This window comes from Methylobacterium persicinum (genome assembly GCF_022179525.1).
Classification (GTDB): domain Bacteria; phylum Pseudomonadota; class Alphaproteobacteria; order Rhizobiales; family Beijerinckiaceae; genus Methylobacterium; species Methylobacterium persicinum.
The window spans coordinates 43,948-67,998 of record NZ_BPQX01000023.1 but is presented as its reverse complement, the minus strand read 5'-3'; the positions used below and the strand labels follow the sequence as shown (position 1 = coordinate 67,998).

26 protein-coding genes and 1 tRNA gene are annotated in these 24,051 nt (G+C 67.7%); 10 read left to right on the top strand and 17 right to left on the bottom strand.

Features of this window, described 5'->3' with window-relative positions; translation table 11 throughout:
- Nucleotide 1 precedes the first annotated feature (1 nt).
- The 5 genes from MFF22_RS10285 to MFF22_RS10265 are packed head-to-tail and all read right to left on the bottom strand — an operon-like array spanning nucleotide 2 to nucleotide 5,810.
- Entirely contained in the window at nucleotides 2-2,446 is a 2,445-nt protein-coding gene (locus MFF22_RS10285; protein WP_238248873.1) for a glycoside hydrolase family 2 protein, read from the bottom strand.
- A gap of 5 nt (nucleotides 2,447-2,451) precedes the next feature.
- Nucleotides 2,452-3,450, bottom strand: coding sequence for a DUF1839 family protein (locus MFF22_RS10280; RefSeq protein ID WP_238248872.1), 999 nt, complete (start codon nucleotides 3,448-3,450; stop codon nucleotides 2,452-2,454).
- Nucleotides 3,425-4,393, bottom strand: coding sequence for an amino acid--[acyl-carrier-protein] ligase (locus MFF22_RS10275; protein WP_238248871.1), 969 nt, complete (start codon nucleotides 4,391-4,393; stop codon nucleotides 3,425-3,427). Before MFF22_RS10275 ends, MFF22_RS10280 begins: the two co-directional genes overlap by 26 nt.
- Nucleotides 4,393-5,559: an acyl-CoA dehydrogenase family protein gene (locus MFF22_RS10270; RefSeq protein ID WP_238248870.1), complete on the bottom strand. Its 1,167-nt coding sequence runs from the start codon at nucleotides 5,557-5,559 to the stop codon at nucleotides 4,393-4,395. The genes MFF22_RS10275 and MFF22_RS10270 overlap by 1 nt, the downstream gene beginning before the upstream one ends.
- Complete coding sequence (locus tag MFF22_RS10265; RefSeq protein ID WP_238248869.1) at nucleotides 5,556-5,810, bottom strand: acyl carrier protein; 255 nt, start codon at nucleotides 5,808-5,810, stop codon at nucleotides 5,556-5,558. The genes MFF22_RS10270 and MFF22_RS10265 overlap by 4 nt, the downstream gene beginning before the upstream one ends.
- Before the next feature lie 381 nt (nucleotides 5,811-6,191).
- On the opposite strand from MFF22_RS10265, the gene MFF22_RS10260 reads away from it, so the two are divergent.
- The 3 genes from MFF22_RS10260 to MFF22_RS10250 are packed head-to-tail and all read left to right on the top strand — an operon-like array spanning nucleotide 6,192 to nucleotide 11,687.
- Nucleotides 6,192-6,938, top strand: a complete 747-nt coding sequence (locus tag MFF22_RS10260; RefSeq protein WP_238248868.1) for an ImuA family protein — start codon at nucleotides 6,192-6,194, stop codon at nucleotides 6,936-6,938.
- Complete coding sequence (locus MFF22_RS10255; protein WP_306424671.1) at nucleotides 6,865-8,382, top strand: DUF6504 family protein; 1,518 nt, start codon at nucleotides 6,865-6,867, stop codon at nucleotides 8,380-8,382. The genes MFF22_RS10260 and MFF22_RS10255 overlap by 74 nt, the downstream gene beginning before the upstream one ends.
- On the top strand, nucleotides 8,379-11,687 hold the full coding sequence (locus MFF22_RS10250; protein ID WP_238248867.1) for an error-prone DNA polymerase: 3,309 nt from the start codon (nucleotides 8,379-8,381) through the stop codon (nucleotides 11,685-11,687). The genes MFF22_RS10255 and MFF22_RS10250 overlap by 4 nt, the downstream gene beginning before the upstream one ends.
- 27 nt (nucleotides 11,688-11,714) lie before the next feature.
- On the opposite strand, the gene MFF22_RS10245 is transcribed toward MFF22_RS10250, so the two are convergent.
- Nucleotides 11,715-11,891 (bottom strand): hypothetical protein, encoded by a 177-nt coding sequence (locus MFF22_RS10245; protein ID WP_238248866.1) that lies wholly within the window; start codon nucleotides 11,889-11,891, stop codon nucleotides 11,715-11,717.
- A gap of 139 nt (nucleotides 11,892-12,030) precedes the next feature.
- Between MFF22_RS10245 and MFF22_RS10240 the strand changes: the two genes are divergently transcribed.
- Nucleotides 12,031-12,486: a hypothetical protein gene (locus MFF22_RS10240; protein WP_238248865.1), complete on the top strand. Its 456-nt coding sequence runs from the start codon at nucleotides 12,031-12,033 to the stop codon at nucleotides 12,484-12,486.
- Nucleotides 12,487-12,502: 16 nt separating this feature from the next.
- Here MFF22_RS10240 and MFF22_RS10235 read toward each other — a convergent pair whose 3' ends face one another.
- Together MFF22_RS10235 and MFF22_RS10230 are read right to left on the bottom strand one after the other, a co-directional pair.
- Nucleotides 12,503-12,673, bottom strand: coding sequence for a hypothetical protein (locus MFF22_RS10235; protein ID WP_238248864.1), 171 nt, complete (start codon nucleotides 12,671-12,673; stop codon nucleotides 12,503-12,505).
- 152 nt (nucleotides 12,674-12,825) lie between these two features.
- Nucleotides 12,826-13,734 carry a histone deacetylase family protein gene (locus MFF22_RS10230; protein WP_238248910.1) on the bottom strand — a complete coding sequence of 303 codons (909 nt, stop codon included), beginning with the start codon at nucleotides 13,732-13,734 and terminating at the stop codon, nucleotides 12,826-12,828.
- 130 nt (nucleotides 13,735-13,864) lie between these two features.
- On the opposite strand from MFF22_RS10230, the gene MFF22_RS10225 reads away from it, so the two are divergent.
- A complete protein-coding gene (locus MFF22_RS10225; RefSeq protein ID WP_238248863.1) occupies nucleotides 13,865-15,007 on the top strand; it encodes a ceramide glucosyltransferase in 1,143 nt (380 codons plus the stop codon).
- Between the two features lie 12 nt (nucleotides 15,008-15,019).
- Here the strand turns inward: MFF22_RS10225 and MFF22_RS10220 are convergent, their stop codons facing one another.
- From MFF22_RS10220 to MFF22_RS10205, 4 genes are all read right to left on the bottom strand, one after another.
- Complete coding sequence (locus MFF22_RS10220; protein WP_238248862.1) at nucleotides 15,020-15,490, bottom strand: hypothetical protein; 471 nt, start codon at nucleotides 15,488-15,490, stop codon at nucleotides 15,020-15,022.
- A 172-nt stretch (nucleotides 15,491-15,662) separates the two neighbouring features.
- The gene (locus tag MFF22_RS10215) at nucleotides 15,663-16,142 is read right to left on the bottom strand and encodes a hypothetical protein (protein WP_238248861.1); all 480 of its coding nucleotides are present in this window, start codon (nucleotides 16,140-16,142) and stop codon (nucleotides 15,663-15,665) included.
- 10 nt (nucleotides 16,143-16,152) lie between these two features.
- Nucleotides 16,153-17,883 carry a chromosome partitioning protein ParA gene (locus MFF22_RS10210; RefSeq protein ID WP_238248860.1) on the bottom strand — a complete coding sequence of 577 codons (1,731 nt, stop codon included), beginning with the start codon at nucleotides 17,881-17,883 and terminating at the stop codon, nucleotides 16,153-16,155.
- Between the two features lie 320 nt (nucleotides 17,884-18,203).
- The gene (locus MFF22_RS10205; protein ID WP_238248859.1) at nucleotides 18,204-18,854 is read right to left on the bottom strand and encodes a metallophosphoesterase; all 651 of its coding nucleotides are present in this window, start codon (nucleotides 18,852-18,854) and stop codon (nucleotides 18,204-18,206) included.
- A gap of 188 nt (nucleotides 18,855-19,042) precedes the next feature.
- On the opposite strand from MFF22_RS10205, the gene MFF22_RS10200 reads away from it, so the two are divergent.
- The 3 genes from MFF22_RS10200 (at nucleotide 19,043) to MFF22_RS10190 (ending at nucleotide 20,320) form a co-directional block, all read left to right on the top strand.
- Nucleotides 19,043-19,246, top strand: coding sequence for a hypothetical protein (locus tag MFF22_RS10200; RefSeq protein WP_238248858.1), 204 nt, complete (start codon nucleotides 19,043-19,045; stop codon nucleotides 19,244-19,246).
- A gap of 28 nt (nucleotides 19,247-19,274) precedes the next feature.
- Nucleotides 19,275-19,778: a hypothetical protein gene (locus MFF22_RS10195; RefSeq protein WP_238248857.1), complete on the top strand. Its 504-nt coding sequence runs from the start codon at nucleotides 19,275-19,277 to the stop codon at nucleotides 19,776-19,778.
- Between the two features lie 77 nt (nucleotides 19,779-19,855).
- Nucleotides 19,856-20,320 carry a hypothetical protein gene (locus MFF22_RS10190; protein ID WP_238248856.1) on the top strand — a complete coding sequence of 155 codons (465 nt, stop codon included), beginning with the start codon at nucleotides 19,856-19,858 and terminating at the stop codon, nucleotides 20,318-20,320.
- A 130-nt stretch (nucleotides 20,321-20,450) separates the two neighbouring features.
- Here MFF22_RS10190 and MFF22_RS10185 read toward each other — a convergent pair.
- Nucleotides 20,451-20,535, bottom strand: a tRNA-Leu gene (locus MFF22_RS10185).
- A gap of 129 nt (nucleotides 20,536-20,664) precedes the next feature.
- On the opposite strand from MFF22_RS10185, the gene MFF22_RS10180 reads away from it, so the two are divergent.
- Nucleotides 20,665-21,246, top strand: a complete 582-nt coding sequence (locus MFF22_RS10180) for a YqaA family protein (protein WP_238248855.1) — start codon at nucleotides 20,665-20,667, stop codon at nucleotides 21,244-21,246.
- A 2-nt stretch (nucleotides 21,247-21,248) separates the two neighbouring features.
- Nucleotides 21,249-21,737 carry a disulfide bond formation protein B gene (locus MFF22_RS10175; RefSeq protein ID WP_238248909.1) on the top strand — a complete coding sequence of 163 codons (489 nt, stop codon included), beginning with the start codon at nucleotides 21,249-21,251 and terminating at the stop codon, nucleotides 21,735-21,737.
- A gap of 224 nt (nucleotides 21,738-21,961) precedes the next feature.
- Here MFF22_RS10175 and MFF22_RS10170 read toward each other — a convergent pair whose 3' ends face one another.
- The 4 genes from MFF22_RS10170 to cpdR all read right to left on the bottom strand — a co-directional run bounded on the left by MFF22_RS10170 (nucleotide 21,962) and on the right by cpdR (nucleotide 23,996).
- Nucleotides 21,962-22,417 carry a DUF1178 family protein gene (locus MFF22_RS10170; RefSeq protein WP_238248854.1) on the bottom strand — a complete coding sequence of 152 codons (456 nt, stop codon included), beginning with the start codon at nucleotides 22,415-22,417 and terminating at the stop codon, nucleotides 21,962-21,964.
- A gap of 18 nt (nucleotides 22,418-22,435) precedes the next feature.
- On the bottom strand, nucleotides 22,436-23,275 hold the full coding sequence (locus MFF22_RS10165) for a carbon-nitrogen hydrolase family protein (protein ID WP_238248853.1): 840 nt from the start codon (nucleotides 23,273-23,275) through the stop codon (nucleotides 22,436-22,438).
- Nucleotides 23,268-23,537 carry a glutaredoxin 3 gene (gene grxC / locus MFF22_RS10160; protein ID WP_238248852.1) on the bottom strand — a complete coding sequence of 90 codons (270 nt, stop codon included), beginning with the start codon at nucleotides 23,535-23,537 and terminating at the stop codon, nucleotides 23,268-23,270. Before grxC ends, MFF22_RS10165 begins: the two co-directional genes overlap by 8 nt.
- A 102-nt stretch (nucleotides 23,538-23,639) precedes the next feature.
- Nucleotides 23,640-23,996, bottom strand: coding sequence for a cell cycle two-component system response regulator CpdR (gene cpdR, locus MFF22_RS10155; protein ID WP_003603128.1), 357 nt, complete (start codon nucleotides 23,994-23,996; stop codon nucleotides 23,640-23,642).
- Nucleotides 23,997-24,051: the final 55 nt, after the last annotated feature.

Sequence of the window (24,051 nt, the reverse complement as noted above, 5' to 3'; positions counted from 1 at the left end):
ATCAGAACCTCAGCCAGATGTCGTCGTTGAGGGCGCGCACGGTTCCCCGGGGCGGAAGGTCGGTCCCGGTGAGGGCGATCCTGCGCGGAAGGTCCGGTACGAGGTGGAAGCCGTTATCGGACGGACGGCCGTTGCCTTCGATATCGATGTGGACGCCCAGGGCCGGACGGGCCGTTGACAGTTCCAGATTCCAGCCCTGGACATCTTGGATGAGTTCGGCCGATAGTCCCGTGGGTCCGGGTGTCACGTCCAAGCCGCCAGGGAATTGGAACGCCTGACCCAGGAGGGCACCGGCCGCATTGAACAGGGCGGCGTGGGCGAGGCGATGCTGCGCCGGGCCGAAGCGGTAGGCGCTTGTCGCGTCGTAGAAGCGGCCAAGCAGGTCGGCCGAACTGAATGTCTGAGAGGTCCGCGGCGCCAGTGGGACGACGCGTTCGGCTTTCGCCACCGGTTTGCCCGATGCGTCGAGGAAGGAAAGGCGGAGCGTCGCCTCCACGGGTTCGGACGTTTCGTTGATGACGTGGACATGCAGGCCGTTCAGACCCTCGTCCGAGAGGAACACTTGCAAGGGCCGGAAGGCACGCTTCATCGCGTACCATGCGGATTTCGGCAGCCCGTCGTGGGCGATCACGCCCCAGCCGGCGCCGGGGGCGAGGTCTCGCCAAGCCAGGATGAGGCCGCCCGCCGTGGGCGAACGGGCCCGACGCCATTCGGCGAAGGTCGCCTCGATGGCCTCGGCCACCGCAGCCCGGCCGAGGGCGAGGTAGCGCTCCGGATCATCCCGCCTGAGACGCTCCGGATCGGCGCCGAAGAGCGTGGTGACGTAGTGGTCGCGCACCGTCTCGAAGTCCCAATCGGCGCCCCGGTCGCGGGGGACGCCTGCCGGCCACCGGGGATCGGCGGGGTCAGTCAGCCGGGCGCGGCGCAGGCTTTCCGGCTCGGGTACGTTGGCGAAGGCGAGGCATTCGCTCGCGAATCCAACCTCCGCCCGGCGGGCATCCGCGAGGGGACGCAGGTAGGCGCCGACGCCGAAATAGTGCGCAACCCCCGAACTGATTGAAAAGGGAAGGTCCCCACCGGCGGGCGAATTCGGCACTACGATCAAGTCCGGCCGAAGGCCCGCGACGAGATTCGGGAGGGTCTCGACAGGGAAGCCCCCAGACCATGTCCCACGGGGAAGCCCGAGCATGGCCGCCTGCTGCCAGACCTCGCTGCCGCCGCAGAGCACGCAGAGGGAGGGCGAGGTCTGGGTCCGGTCGAGGAAGGACGTGATCTCCGCTGCGAGGCTGTCGCGGAACGCCGGGTCGTCGTGGGGATAATCGAAGTTGGCGAGCATCAGGTCCTGCCAGACCAGGATGCCGTACACGTCACACAGATCGTGGAACGCGTCCGATTCGTAGAGGGTGATACCGGGCACGCGGAGCATGTTCAGCCCCGCCTCCCGGGCGAGGTCGAGCAGGGGCCGCAGGCTCTCCCGGTCGCCCGACAGCCCGACGAGATCGGCCGGCGTCCAGACGGCGCCCCGGCAGAAGATCGGCACGCCGTTGACGGCGAGGCTAAGCCCGTCCTCGAACGGACGTGTCGTCGAGATATGGCGGAAGCCGACCCGCCCGAGATCGACCCTGCGGCCGGCGATGGTTGCCTCGACGTCATGAAGACGCGGCTCGCCGTGGGTATGCGGCCACCAGGGGGTGACGTCAGGCAACTGCAAGGTGCCGACGAATAGGCCGGGCTCCTCCTCCGTGAGGGCCGTCTCCCGGCCGTCGCAGCGGAGCACGGCCCCTGTTCCCTCGCCTCCGGGGAAGCGCAGGCGGGCGCTCAGAAAGCCGGTCGTGCCGTCGAGAACGGCGCGGAGGTCCGCTTCGGCAGGTGCGGCGTCGGCCGACTCGCGGAGCACTGGCCGGAAAGGTCCGACATGGTCGATGGCTGGCGACCAGCCGGGCATGAACCCGAGCAGCGTCGTGCGCAGGTTGCGCAGGGATCCGGGGGTCGCAAGGCGCGGACGCCAGCGGCCACGCTTGTGCGGGCGCGCCAGGGTGGCGGCGAGAGATCGGAAGCAGACGACGAGTTCGCTCGTCGCCGTCAGATCGGCCTCGACGGTGTAGGGGCGGAACATCGAATCGGTGGTGAGAACCGGCACGCCGTCGAGCCAGATCTCGGCGATGGTCGCGAGACCCTCGAAGCGCAGGCGCTCCCGGCACGATCCGGGGATCGGTGTGCGATACCAGATGTCCCGGTCGTGGAGAGGCGCAGGCTCGGCCTCGGTCCAGAGGCCGGCGGCGCGCAGGGCCGCGGCGGCCGTGCCGGGGACCAGGGCGGGGATCCAGCCGTCATGGGCCACGAGGTCGCCCGGGCCCGCGCAGGACCCGGCCTGCGTGTCCAGGAGCTGCCACGGACCCGTGACGACGCGGTGCGCCGCCCCGTCGATGGCACGGATCCGGGCCATCTGCGTCAGGCCAGGGCGCGGCGCAGGGCGCCGAAGACGTCCTCGTAGGTTCCTGCCGCCCTGTCGAGACGCTCCGGCAGGCCGGCGGCGTTGCGCTTGGCGAAGGCACGGGCCAGCTGGAACTGGAACGCCTTGGCCTCGCTCCCAAGGCGCGTCGCGGCCTCGGCGGCGGCGGAAAAGTCTCCGGCGCCCGACGCCGTCAGCCAAGCCAGGTGGCTGCCGAGCATCTCGTAGTTGGCCCCGAGCTGTCGGGTCGTATTGAATGCGTATTTGTGGAACACGCTCAGGGGACGCTGCACCAACGCCTCGCCGGTCTCGGCGAGGGCGGCGGCGAAAGCCGTGACGGGGTTGCGCCCCGGCATATGGCGCAGGTTCGCCCGCAGAAGATCGAGGGCCACCGCCGGCAGGCGCCCTGCCGGAAGGGGATCGGCCACCGGACGCACAAATTCCGCATAGGGCGGAAGCGTGGTCTCGGCGAAGATGCCGTCGTAATCGGCCCCGGAGAGCAGAAAGCGCCCGGCATTGTGGAGGTAGTCGAGACGCCGGGCGGCCTTGTCGATCGCAAGGATGCCGATCGTCGTCTTGGAATGCTCCCGGCCGTAGGTCGTGCCCGCGGTATCCGGAAGATGGATCGCGTCCACCTCCACCAGCACCACGTTTCCCCGCGCCGCCTGGATCAGGGCGTGGCCCTCAAGCCCCTCATAGATGGCGAGTTCGTCGAGGCGTAGGCCGTACAGGGTCTCGATTTCGGCCATGGACGGCTTGAAGAAGGTGAATTGGTCACCCTCGAAATCCTGCCGCACCGTGAAGCCGAGCATCGCCTCCGGAACGAGTCCGCGATGATGCAGCAGCTCGATCCAGAGATCGACGTAGCAGTTGGTTTCGGGCCACGCCCGGTCCTGGCCGTGCAGGGCATGCGCCGGGTAGATCGGCGCATCCGGCTGCTCTTCGCGGAAGGCGAGGCTCGCCGACACGGTCTCAGCCCCAGAGGGTGGAGCGGACATCGGCCGGCCACTGCGCGAGATCGAGACCGTGGTGACGCAGAAGCGCGAGGGTGATCCGCTCCAGGCCGAATCCGACGCAGGCCGTATGCGCGACGTTTCCGTCCGCCTGGGTGAGGCCCCAGGTCGTGCCAAAATGGTCCTGATGGTAGTTGAAGCTGAGGCAGGCGGTCGGCTTCTCGACGCTGTTGACCGGCACGTTGAGCTCGAACTTCAGGTTCTGATTGCGCTGGTTGTTGGCGAGCATCTTGCCGGCGCGGCCGAAGAACGGATCGTTGGCCAGATCGACGGCGAGTGGCAGGCCGAGCCCGGCCATCATCGTCGTACCCCGGTCAAGCCAGAGTTCACGGAACGCCAGCACCTCCTCCGGGCTGCCCATGCGCACGTATTCCCGCATCCGGAACATCTGCATCCGGGTCGGCTCCAGGGAGGGCTCGTGCCGAAAGCAGTAGGATTGCAGGTCGAACAGCAGGCCGCCCTCCGGCAGCGGGCCGCGGGCGGCTGCCGTCGGATAGAGCGGATAGCAGGCCGCCGGGGTCAGGACGATATCGGTGGCCGCCTGCTTCTCCGTCCAGTCCGTGCCGGCCTCGACGCAGGCGAGGAGCCGGGCGTGGTCGGCCTCGTTGCCGCAGAAGCTGTGAACGGTGCCTGCGAGGTGGGGAAAGCCCTTCAGGTAGCCGCTGCGCTCGAAGGCCGGGCGGCTCATGCCCGGCGGAAAGCGCATCACCTCGGCGCCGTCCTCGCCGCCGAGGCGGGAGATGAGGCGGTCGAGGGCATCGACCACGGATTCGAACGCACCGCTCCGGCCGTAGAGGCCATCGACCCCGGTGCGGACGAGCAGGCCGGCATCGAACAGCCGGTCGAGGAAGGTCGGGGCCTCCGCGGCGGCGGAACCCGGGATCGCCTCGGCGGAGGCGTCGGGGTCGAGGGCGGGCAGGCTGTCCATCAGGCGCTCAGGAGCTGGCCGCCGCCCTTCTGCACCAGCAGAAGGTTGGCGGTGTTGGAGAGGATGCGGTCGTTGGCGATCATCAGCGGTGCCGACATCACGTCGCGGAGCGGACGGCCGAGACTGAACGGCGTGTCGTTCCGGTAGCCGGAGATCCCGACGATCCCGAGCGCCCGCTGCACGATGTCGACGGCCATGGCCGAGGCGGTCGTCTTGATGTTGTTGAGGCTCACCGCGAACCCGATCGAGCTGAGTTCGTCGGGCTCGTGCTGGGCCCCTTCGTAGCGGCGCAGGCCCGAGACGACGGTGGCTTTCATCGCCTGGAGGGCGCTGGCCGCCTCGGCGAGGCGGATCGCGCTCGGGGGCACCGTGCCGGGGCGGCGGCGGGCCTCCCCCTGGACGAAGCTCCGCGCCCGGTCCACGGCGTAGCTCGCGATGCCGAACCACACGCTCGACCACAGCAGGTGGGAGGAGGCCAGCATCGATTGCGCTGCGATCTCCGCGAAGGGCTTGGGCAAAATCTGGACGCAGGGCACGCCCTTGGCTTCCAGGCGGAAGCCCTCGCTGCAGGTGCCGCGCATCCCGAGGGTGTCCCAGGTCGAGGTCCGGGTCAGGCTCATCTGGTCGCGCATCAGGGCGACGAGGACCTGATCGGAGGTCGGCGCCTCCGGATTGCGCCTGGCGGTGACGAGGATCACATCCGCCTGCGCACCGTAGGAGATGACGCTGGCGTCCTTGCCGAGGGAGAACATGTCGCCCGCGGCCTCAACGGCACAGAGGCTGTTGCGCAGGTCGCCGCCGATGCCCGCCTCGGTGGTCGAGGAGGCGATGAGCAATTGCTCGTTGGCAACCTTGGCCATCAGGCCGCAATGCCAGTCGCTCGTGAGCCCGTGGGTGACGAGGCTCGCAAGCTTGATGTGGTGCATGGCGAAGACCATCGCCGAGGCGCTGCAGGCCTGGCCGAGGGTGCAGCACACCTCGGCGATCTGCGCGAGGCCCGCGCCTTCGCCGCCATACTGCGTCGGGACCTGCAACCCGAGCAGCCGCTCGGTCTTCAGGGCCGCGACGGCCTCCGCGGGGAAACGGCCCTCGCGGTCGACGGAATCCGCGTGGAGCGCGGCGACTTCCGCGACTCGCTTGGCCCGGCGGACGAGGTCGCAGCTCACGCGGCGGCTCCCATCGAAAGCTTGGTGACCGTCTCGCGGATGATGCGGATGGTCGAGAACGAACGGCGGTTCAGGAGCGTATCCGGGAATTCGACCTCGAACCGCTCTTCCAGAGCCAGCATGAGCTGGACCGAACCGAAGGAATCGAGACCCTTTTCGAACAGATCGTCGTCTTCGCCGAGGCTATCGACGATCGGAGACATGGCTTCGTTCTGCCGAAGAATGTCCCTGATGATGTCGTCGGAGACCATTGCGATATCCTCTACTGATGGTTGCACCCTTGCGCTGCAAAGGGCTTTTGTCAAAGATTGAAGATATTCATCGTAAATTTTGAGCTTTTTGCAGCGGTTAAGTTAAGTTTGCGGCCGGACTGAAGATCTTGGTCTATCGTTAAACTCGCAGACCTTCGCGAACGAATCGTTCCAGGAATCGTCCGTTACCCGAAAATCATGCTTATGGTTGTGGAAGCCCGGTGAGTCGGGGTTGCGTCCACAGCCATCCACACCAGTCCACAGGCCAAAGCATTGCGATGCCGGCAAATTCCGGTCGCGCCCAGGATCCGGTTGAGTTTGTTCCTGTTATGTTCCTATCTCGGGCCATGACCGGACCCGACGAGAATGGTGCAGGAGCCCATGAGGCAGCCGCAGGAGGCAACGGTCCCGGACCGGCTCGCCCGGTTGCGGCTGGAACTGTCGACGGGGGAAGCCACCGCCCTGCCCGTCATGCCCCTCGGGCTGACGGCCGTCGATTCCCATCTGCCGGGAGGCGGCCTCGTGCTGGGGCCGCCCCACGAGGTCACGCCGGCCGATCCCTGCGACGGGACCGCCGCCTTAGCCTTCGCCCTTGCCCTGTGCGCCCGTCGCCTTTCCGGCGTGCCCGGCGAGGCGTTGATCGCCGCGGCTCCGGGGCACCCCCTCCCCTACGGCCACGGCCTCGCCGACCTTGGCCTGGATCCGAGGCGCTTGCTCCTGCTGGAGGCTGCCGGCGACCGGGAGGTGTTCCGCGCCCTCGAAGCCGCCCTCCATGCGGGCTGCCTCGCGGCCCTCATCGGGCTCGTCGGCGAGGGCCTCCCGCTCAAGGCGGGCAGGCGGCTGCAACTCGCCGCCGAGGGGGCCGCCCCTCCCCTCCTCATCATCCTGAGGCCAGCCGGACCGGGGCCGCCCAATGGGGCCGCGACCCGCTGGTCGATCTCCTCCGCACCCGCTGCGGTGGACCGCTTCGGTGGTCTTCACGCCCCGCGCTGGAGAGCGCGGCTCGAACGGTGCCGCAACGGGCGCGGCGGATCCTGGCTGCTGGAGTGGGACAGTGCCGCGCATCGTCTGCATCTGCCTGAGCGACTGGCCGATGACGCGGCTGCGGCGGGCCGGGCTTGCTCCTGAGGAGGGGCCGCACGCGGTCGCCGCCGTGGGGCCGGGGGGCCTTCGCATCGTCGCCCTCGACGGACCCGCCCGTGCCCACGGCCTGCGTCCGGGGGAGCTCCTTGGCCGTGTCCGGGCGAGGGTAGGCGTTCCCCTGCACATCCATCCGGCTGACCCCGAGGCGGAGGCGAAGGCCCTGCACCGCCTCTGCCGCTGGGCGATGCGCTACGCCCCGTTGGTCGCACCCTTCGGCCCGGCGGAGTCCTGTCACGGCTTCTACATCGATATCGAGGGAGCATCCCATCTCATGGGCGGCGAGCGGGCCCTCCTCGACGACCTCGCCATGCGCCTCGCCCGGGCGGATGTCCCGGCCCGGATCGCCCTGGCCGACACGCCGGGGGGCGCCTTCGCCCTGGCCCGGTGCGGGGCTGCCGGGAGCCTGCTCGTCCCGTCCGGCGAGACGGCGGCGCATCTGATGGCCCTGCCCGTGGAGGCCCTGCGCCTCGAAAGGGAGGTGAGCACCGGCCTGAGGCGCCTCGGCCTGCGCCGGATCGGCGATGTCGAGGCCCTGCCCCGGTCCGGTCTGGCCCGACGGTTCGGGCTGGCGCCACTGTTGCGGCTCGATCAGGCCATCGGCCGCCGGCCCGAACCCCTGGCGCCCCTGGCCGAGACCCGGACCTTCTCGGGCGCCCGCGGCTTCCTCGATCCGATCGGGCGGCAGGAGGACGTGGTCGCCGCGTCCCGCTCTCTGATGGACGAGATCGCCCCCCGGCTCGAACGGGCCGGCCTCGGGGCCTGCGCCCTGCGCCTCACCCTGCACCGGGTCGATGGGGCCATGCGCGCCCTGGAGATCGGCCTGTCCCGGCCAGAGCGCAGCCCGGAGCGCATCGCGGCCCTGGTAAGCCTGCGCCTTGAACGGCTGGGTGCGGGCCTCGATGCCGGGTTCGGCTTCGAGACGGTGGAACTCACCGTCACCTCCGCGGAGACGATGAGCCCCCGTCAGGGGACGCTCGGCGGCTCCGGTTCGGGGGAACGGATCGCGAGCCTCGCCGATACCCTCGCCCAGCGCATCGGCCGGCGGCTGGTGCGCCTTGCCCCGCAGGACAGCCACGTGCCCGAGCGGGCCGAGGGGATCGTGCCGTGGATCGCCCCGGCCCGCCCCTATCCGGCCGACCTCCCCGCCCGCCCCCTCGTCCTGTTCGCCAAGAGCGAGGCAGCCCGGGACGTCTTCGCCACGGCCCCGGACGGGCCGCCCCACCGTTTCCGGTGGCGGGCGCGGGAATACCGGGTCGCCCGCGCCGAGGGACCGGAGCGGATCGCTCCCGAATGGTGGCGCGAAAGCGGAGAGCCCCGGGACTATTATCGCATCGAGTGTGAAGCCGGGCAGCGTCTGTGGCTCTACCGGGACGGGCCGCACGGTCAGGAGCGGCCGGCGACGTGGTACGTCCATGGGATGTTCCCGTGAGCGCGGATTACGTCGAACTCGGCGCGACGACGAACTTCTCCTTCCTGCGCGGGGCGTCGCATCCGCAGGAATATGTGATGCAAGCGGCGGCCTACGGTCTCGCGGGGATCGGGATCGCCGACCGGAATACCGTGGCTGGGCTGGTGCGGGCCTATTCCGCCGCCCGGCAGATGCGGGAGGACGGCACGCCCGTGCGCTTCCTTCCGGGCGTGCGCCTCGTGACGGAGGACGGGTTCGAGGCCCTGACCTACCCGATGAACCGCACGGGTTGGGGGCGGCTCTGCCGCCTGCTGACCGCCGGCAACCGCCGGTCCCGGAAGGGCGAGTGCCGGTTCTCCTTCACGGAGATGTTGGATGCCGCCGAGGGACAGGTCTTCGTCGCCATGCCCTCAGGCCGCCGGCCGGAACCGCCGGCCGCCTTCCTCGCCCGGCTCGAAGCCCTCGCCGCGGCGGCGCCGGGGCGGGTCTGGCTCGGCGCCAGCCACCGCCGCCGGGGGGACGAGCGCCTGCGCCTTTGCCTCCTCGACGGGATTGGCCGGCGGTTCGGCACGCCGATGGTGGCCGTGGCCGACGCCCTCTACCACCATCCGGATCGGCGCCAATTGCAGGACGTGCTGACCTGCATCCGGGAGGGCTGCACCGTCCCTACGGCGGGCTACCGCCTGGAAGCCAATGCCGAGCGCCACCTGAAGCCGGGGGCGGAGATGGCCCGGCTGTTCCGGGACCATCCCGAGGCCGTTGCCCGCACGGCCGAGATCGCCGCCCATTGCGACTTCGATCTTTCGCAACTCTGCTATGAATACCCCGACGAGCCGGTGCCCCCGGGCCGGGGCGCCCAGGAGTATCTGGAAGAGAAGACATGGCACCGCGCCCGGTACTGGCGCTACCCGGACGGCATCCCCAAAGCCGTGGAAGAGACCCTTACAGCGGAACTGGCCTTCATCGCCAAGATGGAGTTCGCCCATTACTTCCTGACGATCAGCCAGATCGTGGATTTCGCCCGCGACAAGGGTATCCTCTGCCAGGGAAGGGGCTCGGCAGCCAATTCGGCCGTGTGCTTCTGCCTCGGCATCACTGCAGTGGACCCGTCGAAGCATAGGCTGCTCTTCGCCCGCTTCATCTCAGAGAACCGGGGGGAGCCGCCGGATATCGACGTCGATTTCGAGCACGAGCGCCGGGAGGAGGTGATCCAGCACCTCTACGAGCGCTACGGCCGGGACAGGGCGGCCCTCTGCGGTACGGTGATCCACTATCGCCCGCGCATGGCGATCCGGGAGGTGGCCAAGGTCCTTGACCTTTCGGACGACGTGGCGGCTTCCATCGCCGACACCGTCTGGGGTTCCTGGGGCAAGGACCTGCCCGACACCCATGTGATGCAGGCGGGGCTCGATCCCGCCAATCCGGCCCTCCGCCAGGCCCTGACCCTGGCCCACGCGCTGATCGGCTTCCCCCGCCACCTGTCGCAGCATGTGGGCGGGTTCGTGCTGACCCGGGGACGCCTCGACGAGACCGTTCCGGTCGGCAACGGCGCGATGCCGGACCGGACCTTCATCGAATGGGACAAGGACGACATCGACGTCCTCGGGCTGATGAAGGTCGATGTCCTGGCGCTGGGGATGCTCACCTGCCTCAAGCGCGGGCTCGATTTCCTGAAGCGCGACCACGGGATAGACTACCCGACCCTGGCCGACCTGCCCCAGGAGGACCGGGCCACCTATGCCATGCTGTCCAAGGCGGATTCCGTCGGCGTATTCCAGGTCGAGAGTCGGGCGCAGATGTCGATGCTGCCCCGCCTCAAGCCGAAGGAGTTCTACGACCTCGTGGTGCAGGTGGCGATCGTCCGCCCCGGCCCGATCCAGGGGGACATGGTCCACCCTTACCTGAAGCGCCGCTGCGGCGAGGAGCCGGTGGTCTATCCGGCTCCCCATCCCGATCACGGGCCGGCGGACGAGCTGGAGTCGGTCCTGAAGAAGACCTACGGCGTGCCGCTGTTTCAGGAACACGCCATGCAGATCGCCATCACGGCGGCGGGCTTTTCCCCCGCCGAGGCGGATGGCCTCCGCCGGGCCATGGCGACCTTCCGGCATGTCGGCTCGATCGGCGGTTTCGCGGAGAAGTTCGTCGGCGGGATGACCCGCCGCGGCTACCCGCCGGACTTCGCCGAGCGCTGCTTCGCCCAGATCCGCGGGTTCTCGACCTACGGCTTCCCCGAGAGCCATGCGGCGAGCTTCGCACTGCTCGTCTACGCCTCGGCCTGGATGAAGTGCGCCCATCCGGACGTCTTCCTGGCGGCAATCCTCAACGCCCAGCCGATGGGCTTCTACCAGCCGGCCCAGCTCGTCCGCGACGCCCGCGCCCACGGGGTCGAGGTCCGCGCCGTCTGCGTGAACGCCAGCGACTGGGACTGCACCCTGGAGCCCTCCGAATCCCCGCACCTCCATGCCGTCCGCCTCGGGCTGCGGCTTGTCAGCGGGTTGCCGGAGATGGCCATGCGCCGCCTCGTGAGTCTCCGGGCCAATGGCTATGCCAGCATCGAAGGGTTGCAGGCGGCCCTCGCGCTGCCCCGCAACGTACTGGAACGCCTTGCCGAGGCCGATGCCTTCCGGGCCCTCGGCCTCGGGAGGCGGGATGCCCTGTGGGCGGTCAGGGCATTGGAGGGCCTGTCCCGTCGACCGTCGCGAGCGGGGCGCAGCGCCGACGGCGATGGTCGGGACGAGCGCCGGGCCGACCTTCTGGAGGCCCCCCTCCCCCTCTTTGCGTGGCACGCCGACGACGGCCTGTTCCGCCACGAGCCGGCGGCCGAGCTTCCCATCATGGCGGCATCGGAGACCGTGGCCGACGACTACGCCACCACGAGCCTGTCCCTGCGGGGACATCCGGTCGCGTTCTTCCGGGACCGGCTGGCGCGGATCGGAGCGATGACCGCCCGCGCGCATCTCGACCCCACCCTGCCCCAGGGGTCATGGGTGACCGTGGCGGGGATCGTGCTCGTGCGGCAGAGACCGGGCACGGCCAAGGGCGTAGTCTTCCTCACCGTCGAGGACGAGACCGGCATCGCCAACATCATCGTTTGGAAGAAGGTGTTCGAGGCCCACCGCCGCGTCGCCATGCAGGCGCGGTTCCTGGCGGTCCGCGGGCGTGTCCAGCGGGCGGGGGAGGTGGTCCATCTCGTCGCGGACGGGTTTCGCGATCTCACCGAGTCCCTGAGGGACCTGAGGGAGGCCGGATTGCGGCTGCCGGCGGAGACGAACGATTTCGGGGTGCCGACCCACCGGCACCCCTACAGAAGCCGGGACTTCCACTGAGGCCATCAGGGGAAGCCGGCCTTCACGTCACCGATGCGAGGACTCGTCCAGGCGGATCGTCGGGAGCATCTCGAGGGCCTTGGCGGTGATCCGCTCGAGATGCTCACCCTGAAGACCCTTCTCGGCACCAAGCTTCTTGATGCGTTCGCGGTGCTGCGCGAGGGTGAGCCCGTAATACGTCTGTTCGGTCGTCTGCTCAGCCATTCATCACTCCTGTGGCGGAGGCGGTGATTTGGTCCAAGAACGCCATTCGTTCAAGACCCTGGCACGCCCTCCGCACAGGCTCGACAGCGCCCGCGTCCCGCGCCAGAACATCAGCCGTCCTGGGAGAGAAAAACGCCCGATGCCGCGCCTGTCCGCCCTCTTCACCGCCTGTCTTGCCCTCGCCTTGCTCCCGGCCGCGGCCAGGGCCGACGAATGCGACGACCTCACCCGCCAGATCGCGACGGCCATCGGCGGCAAGATGGGCCGCCGCTCGGGGCCGAGCATCGACATCCGCGTTCCAGGGCCGATCCGGTTCGACGTGACATGCCGGGCGGAGCCGATCGTGCAGGCCACGTCCTCCGAGCCGACGCCCTCCGCCACGTTCTTCCGCGAGCTCTCGACGGCCTCGGAGATCCTCGTCGGCGAAGCGGCGTCCACGGTGGAGCCGATCATCGCCAAGGCCTACCGCACGGCCCTCTCCGAGGGGCGGAAGTCCTTCATTCAGCAGAATGGCTGGTCGGCAAGCTGCTACGCCGACCCGGCCAGCAGTTCCATGCGCACCCTGTGCTCGGTGGGGCGGATACCGCCGGGCTGAAAAACGGCGGGGCCCCTCACCGGGATGGCGGCAGGATCGCGCCCGTGACGACCGGGTCGATCAGGGCGGCACCCCGGGGCGGACCGCCTTTCTCATGGTCGAGCTTGTCCGCCGAGATCAGGGCCGCGGCGATCAGGGCGGCGACCGCAAGCGTCGCTTTGATCGCTTCCCAGATCCGCGCGAACATGATCGTGCCTCGACGCAACACCGGATGAGCGCATGACCGGCACCGTCTCCGGGCAGGCCAATGCGATGAGGTGATCCTCCGGCGAGCACCTTCCCAAACTCTTACGACGCTCAGATTTCACCGCATTGCACAACGGCCGTGGCCCGGACGCCTCAGGCTCCCTCCGCCTCGGCGGCCAGGGCCTGGAAGACCAGGGCATGACGGGCCGCCAGCGCCTCGACATCGGCCGAGTAGCCCCCGCCGATCACCCCCACGATGGGCAACCCCCGCGCCCGTGCGGAGCGCACCACGAACCGGTCCCGGGCGTACAAACCCTCGTTGCTCAGGTTGAGCCGGCCGAGCCTGTCGTCCCGGTGCGGATCCACGCCGGCATTGTAGAACACGATATCCGGGCGCAGCGCATCGAGCAGCGGCGGCAGACGGGCTTCGAGCACCGCGAGGTACTCTCCGTCGCCGAGCCCATCCGGCAGGCCGATATCGAGGTCGCTTGGGATCTTGTGGGACGGGTAATTCTTCTCGCAATGGATCGAGAGGGTGAACAGGTCCGGCTCCCGCGACAGGCAATCGGCCGTGCCGTCCCCCTGGTGCACGTCGAGATCGACGATCAGGGCGCGCCCGATCAGTCCCTCCGCGCGGAGCGTCAATGCGGCCACCGCGACGTCGTTGAGCACGCAGAAGCCTGCCCCTTGGGAACGGCGGGCATGGTGGCTGCCGCCCGCCGCGCTTCCCGCCAATCCCCCGGCAAGGGCGAGCCGGGCGGCAAGGACGGTGCCTCCGACGCTCGCCCGGGAACGCCGGACCAATGCCTCGGTCACGGGCAGGCCGATCTCCCGCTCGATGGGCCGGGACACGGCGCAATCCAGCACGGCGGCGACATAATCGGCCTCGTGCGCCCTCTCGAGCATCGCGGCGCTCGCCGGCTCAGGCTCCACGAAGCCGTCTGGGACGAGCCCCCGGCTGCGGAGGATCTCCGCCAGAAGCCCGTACTTGCGCATGGGAAAGCGATGGCCGTCGGGGAGCGGAGCCTCGTAGGCCGGGTGGAAGCAGATGGGGGGAGGCATGCCGCCCTGGAGCGCGAGATTGCGATTCACCGTGTCATACAACTGATACCCTGCTGCTGTTACCCGCCGGCCGCGGGCGTTGCTGCGCCCCCACGACGCGCCCGGTTCGGCGCCGACGGCCTGCCCCTGGATGATCAGCGCGCAAGACGGCCCTCTCCTCGCCCTCGTCGCCTGCCTCGCCATGGTGCTCGTGCACCTCGGCAGTCTGGCACTCGCGGGGATGCGGCTCCGCCGCGCCATGCCGCGTTCGGCCTTCCCGGAGGGAGCGCCCGTGTCTCTCATCCGACCGGTCTGCGGCCTGGAGCGGTTCAGCGAGGAGACCCTGGAGAGCGGGTTCCGTCTGCACTACAGCGACTACGAGTTGATCTTCTGCGTGGCCGATGCGGGCGATCCCGTGCTCCCCCTCGTGCGGCGCCTGATTGCCCGCCATCCGCGGATCCGCTCTAGGATCATCGTTGGCGAAGAGCGGGTCAGCGACAATCCGAAGTTGAACAACTGCGTCCGCGGCTGGGACGCGGCGGCCCATGACTGGATCGTGCTGGCCGACTCCAACGTCCTGATGCCGCCGGACTACCTTCAGACCCTTCAAGCCGCGTGGCGGCCGGATACCGGCCTCGTCTGCGCGACGCCCATCGGCGCCCGGCCCGACAACTTCTGGGCTCTGGTGGAATGCGCGTTCCTCAATACCCTGCAGGCCCGCTGGCAATACGCGGCGGAGTCCATCGGCATCGGCTTCGCACAGGGCAAGAGCATGCTCTGGCACCGCCCCTTCCTCGACAGCCAGGGCGGCATCCGCGCCCTGGCCGCCGAAATAGCTGAGGACGCGGCGGCCACGAAGCTCGTCCGGGCGGCCGGCAAGCGGGTCAACCTCGTCGCCGCTCCGTTCGCGCAACCGCTCGGCCATCGGACGTACGGAGAGATCTGGTCCCGGCAGCTCCGCTGGGCCCGTCTGCGCCGGGTGACCTTCGCGCTGTTCTTCGCTCCCGAGATCGCCAGCGGCGTGCTGCTGCCCTGCCTCGCCACGGCGCTCTATGTCAGCACGGAAGATGTCACCCTCGGCCTCGCGGCCCTGGTCGCCGTCGTCTACGCGGGGGAATACGCCCTGGCGCTCCGGGCCGGATGGCTGCGCTCCCCGGCCCTCCTGGCCGCCTTCATCGTCCGTGACCTGCTCATCCCCTTCGTCTGGGGCTTTGCGTGGTTGCGCAGCGACGTCGTTTGGCGGGGAAACGCCATGGCGATCGAGACGAAACCGGGCCGGGTGAAGGCGGCCTGACGGGCTCGCCGATCAGGAAAAGTTGAGATTGGAGCGGACGGCCTCGGAAATCCGCGCCAGCCAATCCTCGGCCTCCTTGGCTCGTTCCTCTGCGGCCTGGAGCTTGTCCTCCAGCGTCTTGACCACGTTGGTCGCCCGCTGCTGCACCTCCTGCAACATCCGCTCGGCCGCGGCCGCACGGGCGTTCGCCGTGGCGATCTCGTCCTGCAACGTCGCGAAGATCTTCTGCGCCTGCATCTCCTGCTGATGCCGGCCGGCCTCGATCTCCTGGATGTACTCGGCGGCATCCTGAATGCGCTCGCAGACGGCCGCCCATTCCTCCTGACCGAAGCGCTTGCCCCCGATTTTGGCGAGGTCCGAACCCGTCGGCCGGTCCGTGGGGGTCAGAGCCTGAAGCTCCTTGCGCATGGTCGGTGTCATCAAAAGCTGAACCGGTTCCATGGTCCTATCCCGCGTCCCGACCTTGAGGTTGATCTCAGTCACCGTCCCGCTCCGCTCAGGATCGCACCGTCGATCGAATTACGGCCGCCCCCCTCGGAGCATGGATCGCACTGAACTCGCCCGATGGCCGTGCCGATCCGGACCGCAGCCCGCACCATCCGTTCCCTTACGGCGATGCGCGCGGCGGTACCATTCCCATCCGAAGGGGCGCCACTTAGTTCAGTTCGCCTTCCCCGGGATGTTGCGGCCGGCGGAAGCTGGTGATGATCGTGTCGTGAAGCCGGGACAGCCACGTTTCGGCGTCGTTCGCGCGCACTTCGGCAGCGCGGGCGCGCTCTTCGGCCTTGATCAGCCTCCGCTCGAGCGTGGCGACCTGAAGCTCCAGGGCCTTCACCTGCTCCGCCGAACGGTGACTGACCTGATGGAGCTGCTGCTCCAGTTCGCCGGCCCGCTCTTCCGAGAACCGAATGGCCTCGCTCGCCTCCTTGATGAGGTCGATGGCCGACTTGAAGTCCCGAACCGGTCCGCCCTCCTGGATAGGGGGCTGAGCGGGAAAGAACGAGACGGTGCCGTTCACCGGGACCGGCTCGAAATGCGGGATGCCCTCTGCCCCCACCGGGGCGTGGGCCTTGAGGGCGGCGTAGGCCGCAGACTCGGTCTCGTCCTCGGCGGGCATGCGGACTGGTTCCATCATGGTGACCTATTCATGTGTTCGCGTCGGCACTCGACCGTCCCTCTCGACCGTCCCGCTCCGGCGGAACGAACGGCGTGACGTTGCTTTCCTCAGCACGCTCGGCCTTCGCCTCGGGGGATGCAATCCCCAGGAGGGCGGCCGGATCGACCCCGTGCAGGTTGCGGACCGCGCGCTTGAGCGCTTCGTGCTGTTTCTGGAGCGAGGAGCGGGTTTCCCGCGCGATGTCGAGGGCGCCCTGCGCCAGGGCCCGTTCGGAGCGCTCGTTCTGCAACTCCTCCACGAGACGGCGGTTCGCGGCCTGGAGCTCGCCCTTCTCGGCCTCATGACGGCGCCCGAGTTGCTCCATACGGTCTGCCAGGGTGGCGACCCGGGTCTGGGCCTGATCCATCGCGGCTTCCTTCGCCGCCAGGGCCTTGGTCAGCATGTCCGCTCGGCTGTCCGCATCCCCACGGAGGCGCTGCAGTTCGGAGACGCGCTCAGTCTGGCGCTGCAGTTCGCCCTGCAGACCCTCCAGACGCCGATCGAGGGTCGTCCGCTCGATCTGGAATTCCTTCAGCGCCCTGTCGGCGGTGCGGGCCGCCTCCTCCCGCTCCCGGAGCTGGCTGCGGACCTGGCCGAGCAACTGCTCCAGGGTGCCGGACCGGCCCAGGGCCGCGTCGAGCTTCATGGCGAGGTTGGCCCGGTCCGCCCGGATCGTCGCCATCTCGGTCTCGAACTGACCCTCGCCCCGTTCCCGGGCAGACGTCTCGGCGGCAAGCTGTGCCTCGAGATCCCGGTTGCGCTGACGCAGAAGCTCGACCTGCTGCGTCAACTCGACGACCCGGGCTTCGGCCTCCGAGAGGCGGACCGCCTGCTCGCTGGCCAGTGCCTGAAGCCGGCGGGCATCCTGCTCACTTAGGCTCAGCCGCTCGCCGAGGTCGTTCAATTCCCGCTCGGCCCGGGTCATCGCCTGGTCGGCGGCCTGGGCTTCGAGGCGAAGGGACTTGTTCTCGCCGGTGAGGGCCCGCACCTGCTCCGTCTCGGCGAAGAGCTGGCGCTCCATGTTCTCGACTGCCACGGTCCGGTCCCGGACCCGGACGCGAAGCTCCTCGGCCTCGGCTTCACGCTCGCGCAGCTGCCCTTCAAGGCGCTGCAACTCCGTGGAGGCGGCGGCCAACTCGTTGGCGCTGGTGGCGGCGCGGCTGTTCACCTCGCCGAGTTCCCGGCGCACGCTCCGGATGTGCTCCTGCTCGCGCGCCAGAAGAACCTCAAGCTCGGCGATGCGAATCTTGGCTTGGGGCAGTTCGTCGGCCACCACCGCCAGGGGTTCGAGGATCTGCGAGAAATCCGCCTGGAGGGATTTCAGGTCGTCCAGGCGCTCCATCATCTGGCTGATGCGCACGCGCACCAGTTCGTTGCGCTGCCCGATCGCGTCGAAGGCGCTGTAGGGGTGCTGGGCCGCCTCGACACTGTCCTGGCGGGCCTGGGTATGGGCGGCCTTCCGAACCTCGGCCTGATCGCGATCAGCCTCCTGGGCCGGCCCGGACGCCTGATCCTGCGCATATTGGGCCTGCGGGCGGCGCTGCTGCAGGGGCGGACGCGGTGCAGGGGCTGTCGACGCGCGCTGCGAACTTTCCGGCGGTAGGACCACATTCTGATCGATATCGGACAGCCAATCGGATCGAGGCGCTCCCGCATCCCGAGACGATTCCGACGATCCCGCTCCCTGCCCGAGCAGGCGCTTGATCGGCATCCAAGCCATTGCCCGATCTCCCTGGCGCTCAGCCGCCATGTGGCCCACTCCTCGCTGATAGCGCTCGTCAGACCCTATTGACTTACCGGCAGCAAGACCAGACCGCCCCGGTCGCGTCCGGACATCCAGAACATCCACCGACGTTGTCGAGCGGGGCGGAGCGATCCTCGTTCGGGCTCATCGAGCAAGCTGGCGATGGTGGAACTCGCGCTTTCTCAAGCAAATTTCAGTCTCCGTCGCAACTGACGAATGCCGAAAACAGTGCGTGGCCAAGCTTTTTCTGCTTGTTGCATAATTGCAACCTGTGCCGGACCTTTTCTTAACCCGCCCTAACGGACCTGAATGATGTCGATCGGATCGGGCTGGCTGTCGTCGAATATGCCGCAAGTGAACACGCCGGTTACGCAACCGGCCGTGTCGAGGTTGCAGCGGTGCGACAGGATCTCGGGCAGTCCGTCGGCCTGCGGGAAATGCCCGTGCACGAGGTACCGGAAGAAGAGGCCGGGCGCAGGCGACAACGGCGTCCTGGCGAACAGGAGGGTCGTGTCGTCCTGGTCGGCCATCTCGGCGATGGTGGCGTCGATCGAGGCGTGGACGAACACCCGCTGATCGTCTTCGACGTACCGCACGAGGTTCCGGCGCAGGAACGCGGTATAGCGCTCAGGGATCGCTGAAGCCTTGGTCACACCAAGACTTCGCAGGGTTTCGCCACCCCCGTGATAGTCGAAATTCCAATTGGAGCGGGCATCGCCGCGGGCGGCTGCCAGCAACATCATTTCATGATCGCCCCGCAGAACGGTGATCGAGAGGTTGGCGATCAGCAGATCGAGGACTTTGCCCGTATCCGGGCCGATATTGACGTAATCGCCCAACAGCACGACCCGGTGCGGTTCGCCTGCGGCATGCCCCGCGATCCGCTCCAGAAGAAGCCGGAGACCATCGTAGCAACCGTGAATATCTCCGATTGCATAGGTGTTCATCCCTGCCGAACCCGCGATGACCCTCGCAGCAATCGCCGTCCCTCCCCGCGCGGTGACCGTTAGCCGGGCAGGCGAGACGGCCGACCGACCGCAGCCCTATCAGGGTGAATGACACCTTTCACCATTACGGGGTAGGTCGTCGCCGGCCCGTTTCCACATCTGCATCAAGAACACCATGGCGATGACGGATGACTGAAATCGATCCTTTGATGTTCCACTCGCGCAACGGCGTGGTCTTTTATAAAATGGGTTCGACTGCGCAGCCATTAACTGTCTCGACGAATGTCAAGGGCACAGCCCGGCGAAATTCGGGAAAACGCCGCGCAGCAATCCTTTTGGGACTTGAGTCAGCCGACGCTTTAGACAAAATTAAGGACACGGCTCAGGGTTGAGCAGTGCGTTCTTACAGGCCCGCCAGTCATGCTTCCCCATATCAATTCCGAGATGGCGCTGCGACAGGAGCGGAATAAGTATTCTGACGCCGATACTACGATTACGCCTCTAGCGACTCGTCCGGCGGCCAGCATTGCGACGATCCTCAAGGCCTTTGGATCTTCGATCGACGACGATTCGCCGAGGACGACGATGCGCGAGCCCGGTTCCGATTGGTCGATGCTGATCGACAGAATTCGATTGAGCGCAAGCCGGGTGCGGGAAGTGGAAGCGCAGGCGCGCGAACGCGAACTCGAGTTCGATAAGATGGTCGAACGATTCCGTGCCGATATGGGCGTCGCAGAAGAGCGGGTCCGTGCCGCCGAGGCGAAGGCCTCGCAGGCAGAAGCTGCCGCCGCGGAGCGGATCCGGTCCCTTGAAGAGCGGGCCAGGATCGCCGAGGATCGAGCCCGCGCCTGCGAGGCATGGCTGCGGCAAGTTCACGACACGATCGTGGATGAGTTCTCGATTCCGGACGAGGTTCAAGGCTGATGCCGCTAAGCGCACAGGGGCGTCCGGTTGCCGAAGGGGGCCAGAAGGGGGCCGTCCAGCCCGTCTCCGACGACGCCATGCGCCCGACCTTGCGCCAGCTTCTCACCCCTGTGAAAAGTGCCGGCGAACGGCCCGGCGTCGTGCAGCTGTTTCCGGATTGCCCCGCTTCGGGCCCCGATAGCAATCCGCCCAACTGGCCGGCGGCGATCGAGCTGATCCGCGACGTCGGCGCCCGGATCCGTCAGGCACGGCGTTTCACGCAGGACGTCGTCCAGCATTCGCAGGCGATGATCGACGCGACCCGGCATCGCCTGGAAGAGACCGAACGCCGCTTGCGGCTCGCGGAATCTACGGCGCGGGACGCGCATCTCCGGGCGGAACGCGCGGAACTGGCGGCGAAGATGGCCGATGCCCGGGCACGCCGGGCGGAACAAGAAACCGAGCTGAGCCGGGCCAAGCTGGCCGAAGCGCAGATGTGGCTGAAGCGTCTTTACAGCAACGTTCAGATGGAGTTCCGCGACATCACAGAGGATCGCGGCTGACGATCGGCTCGACGTCGCGATGCGCTATCGCCGCGAACCCCTGAACCGATCCAGTGTGATCTGCGTCTGGATAGCCGGATCTGCGTGAGTGCGCCCCACGCGCCGCGAGGCCAGTCATTCCATCTGAGGATGGTGCGGGTAGAGGGAATCGAACCCCCACGCCTTGCGGCTGGCGATTTTGAGTCGCCCGCGTCTACCAGTTCCGCCATACCCGCGCGCCGGGGCTCATGGCACAGGTAGGCCTGCCGGGCCAAGACTTTTCTGAAGGAGCCCCTCTCTGGCCTTGGGCGGTGGCCTGTGCTTGAAGGGGCGCCACCTCCCTCCCCTCCTCCCCGGAAGATTTGATGCTCCGCCGGCTCTACGCCTGGATCCTGGCCCTGAGCGACCGGCCCTCCGCGCCTTACGCCCTCGGGGCGGTGGCTTTCGCGGAAAGTTCGTTCTTTCCCCTGCCGCCGGACGCCATGATGGTGCCCATGGCCGTTAGCCGACCGGACAAGGTCTGGCTCTATGCTGCCGTGGCGACGACGTGCTCGGTGATCGGCGGGCTCGTGGGCTACGCCATTGGCGCCCTGCTGTTCGACTCCATCGGGCAAACCTTGATCAAGCTCTATGGCTTGCAGAATTCAGCAGAGGCGTTCCAGCACAGTTACGCGGAATACGGTCACTGGGTCATCTTGTTGAAAGGCCTGACGCCGATTCCGTACAAGCTGGTGACCATTACCTCCGGCTTTGCCCATTACAGCCTGTTCTGGTTCACGGTGCTGTCGATCATCACCCGCGGCGCGCGCTTCTTCATTCTCGCTGCCCTGCTCGGCCGCTACGGCGTGCAGATCCGGGGTGTTCTCGACAGGCATCTCAACGTTGTCGCCGCCATCTCCGTGGCGGTGATCATCCTCGGCTTCATCCTGTTCAAGGTGATCCTGTGACGCTGGATACGAAGGCCGCCCTCCGCATCAAGACCGCCGCCCTCTGGGTCGCCATCGTCGCCGCCCTCACGGTCGGTGCGGCCCTCGTGCTCCAGTACGTCTACGGCTACGTGCCGTGCAAACTGTGCCTGATCGAGCGGCTTCCCTACTATGCGGCGATCCCCCTTGGGCTGATGGCGCTGTTCGCCCCCGAGCGGATCGCCCGCCTCGCCCTTGGCCTCGCCGCCATCGGCCTGCTCTATGGCGCGGGGGTCGGCGTCTACCATGCGGGCGCCGAATGGGGCTTCTGGCCGGGACCGACGGATTGCGGGGGCGGCACCGGCGCCAACCCTGCGGCGGTGGGGGACTTCATGAACGCGCTCAAGTCCGCTCACGTCGTCGACTGCTCCGTGGCGGCCTTTCGCGTGGTCGGTGTGTCCCTTGCCGGGTGGAGCGCCGTAATTTCGTTTGCCCTCGCCTCCCTCGCCGGAACTGTTGCGTTGCGGCGTTAAAGCGAGGTCCGTCGAGATCCGATCCGACAAGAAAACTCTCGCCGTCCTTGCGAGCGCAGCGAAGCACTCCAGGGCGGCGAAACACTTCAGATCGAAGCGGCTCCCTGGATTGCTTCACCCTGCTCGCAATGACGGAATGGGCTGATGGAGGGATTCGGCCGATTCGAGTCTGAGGGAATCATCCCTGGCGCCGGTCCTAAAATCACAGGATCGTAGGACGCAGGCTAATTTCGGTCGTCCGGTAGAAACGGCAGGGGGGCGACCTCGATGCCCTCATCGAACAGGGCGCGGGCCTCGTCGAGGCTCGCTTGTCCGTGAATCGAACGGCCTTCCGCCTCGCCGTAATGGATCTTCCGTGCCTCTTCGGCGAACCGGGCGCCGACATGCTCCGATGTGGCCGCCACATGGGCATGGAGCGCCTTAATCGCCTCCCGCAACGTGCGCTCCGGCTCGGAGATCAGGGTGACGGGTCTTTCGGGCAGAGGACCGGACGTAGCCGGGGGCGGCACCCTGTCCTTCCGCGCCACCCTGGGGGCCATCATCGCCTTAAAAACGGTCGTGGTCCCGCAGGTCGGGCAGCTCACCAAGCCACGGGCGATCTGCGTGTCGTAGGACTCCGACGAGGGAAACCAACATTCGAAGCTGTGAGCGGCTTCGCAAACCAGATTGTACCGGATCATTGCCCAATCGAATGGAGTTCAGGAGCGGTCGCCAACACGCTCGACGGTGAAGGGGCGGGCATGGCGCAAGGCCGGGATACGCGCCCGCGCATCCGCCACCAGCGAAAGGTCGATCTCCGCGAGGATCACACCCGGCTCGGTACCCGCCTCCGCCAGCACTCGACCCCACGGATCGACGATCATGGAATGGCCGTAGGTTTCGCGGCCATCCTCGTGCACGCCACCCTGGGCCGCCGACACCATGAACGAGCCGGTCTCGATGGCCCGTGCCCTCTGGAGAACGCTCCAGTGGGCTTCACCCGTCTGCCGTGTAAAGCAGGCAGGGGCGGTTAGCATCACGGCCCCGGCCTCGGCCAGCGCCCGATAAAGCGCAGCGAAGCGAACATCGTAGCAGATCGTCAAGCCGACGGCGGCGAGGGCGGTCTCGGCCACCACGGCACAACCGCCCCCTGTGTAGGTCGAGGATTCCCGCCAGCTTTCGCCGCTCGGGAGGTCCACATCGAACAGGTGCAGCTTGTCGTACGAGGCGACTACGCCACCGTCCGGACCGATCAGGTAGGCGCGGTTGGCGATCTTGTCGCTGTTCCGGACGGCGATGGAGCCGATCTGAACCCACACCCCTAACTCACTCGCCGTCTGGCGGAGGGCCGAGAGGGTCGGATCGGACGCCTCGTCCGTGACGACCGCGAAAAGCCTTTCCCGGCTGCGTTCCACCAGGGAGGTCATCTCAGGGGTTTGCACGTAGTGCGCCCCCCGGGACGCCGCCTCGCGGACACCCGCCACCGCAGCGTCTCGGTTGACGGCCGGGTCTCGCCCGGAGCGCATCTGCACGCAGGCGGCGACGAATTGCTCAGGCATCGGCGGACGCCTTCAGAAGCGGATCGAGTTTTCCGGACTTGTCGAGGGCGTACAAATCGTCGCAGCCACCCACATGGGTGTCTCCGATGAAGATCTGCGGAACGCTGGTACGGCCGCCGGCCCGCTCGACCATAGTCGCCCGGGAGCCGCTCACCCGCTCGACGTCGATCTCTTGGAAGGAGACGCCCTTCTGCGACAGCAGGCTTTTCGCCGCCGCGCAATAGGGGCACCAGGATGTCGTATAGATCGTCACCGGCTGCATGTCGGCTGCGTCCCGCGCGGAAGATCCCCCATATAGGGTCTTCCTGCGGACGTTGCCTATGGCAGCACGGTCACGCCAGGCATCGCCCGATCCCGAAAGACCTCAGGCCGCCAAAAGCTTCTCGACCTCGTTGACGAGATCGCGAAGGTGGAACGGCTTCGACAGAACCTTCGCGTCCTTCGGCGCCTTGGAATCGGGGTTCAGTGCCACCGCCGCGAAACCGGTGATGAACATCACCTTGATGTCCGGATCGAGCTCGGTAGCCCGGCGGGCCAGCTCGATCCCGTCCATCTCAGGCATCACGATGTCGGTCAGAAGCAGCTCGAACGGCTCTTCCCTCAGGCGGTTGTATGCCGAGAGACCGTTGTCGAACGAGAGCACGTCGTAGCCTGCGTTCTGCAGCGCCTTCGCAAGGAACCGGCGCATGTCATTGTCGTCTTCCGCCAGCAGAATTTTCATCGAACGGTTCCGGACCCTCGAATCGAAGCGTTGATCCCATAAAGGGACGGTTTGG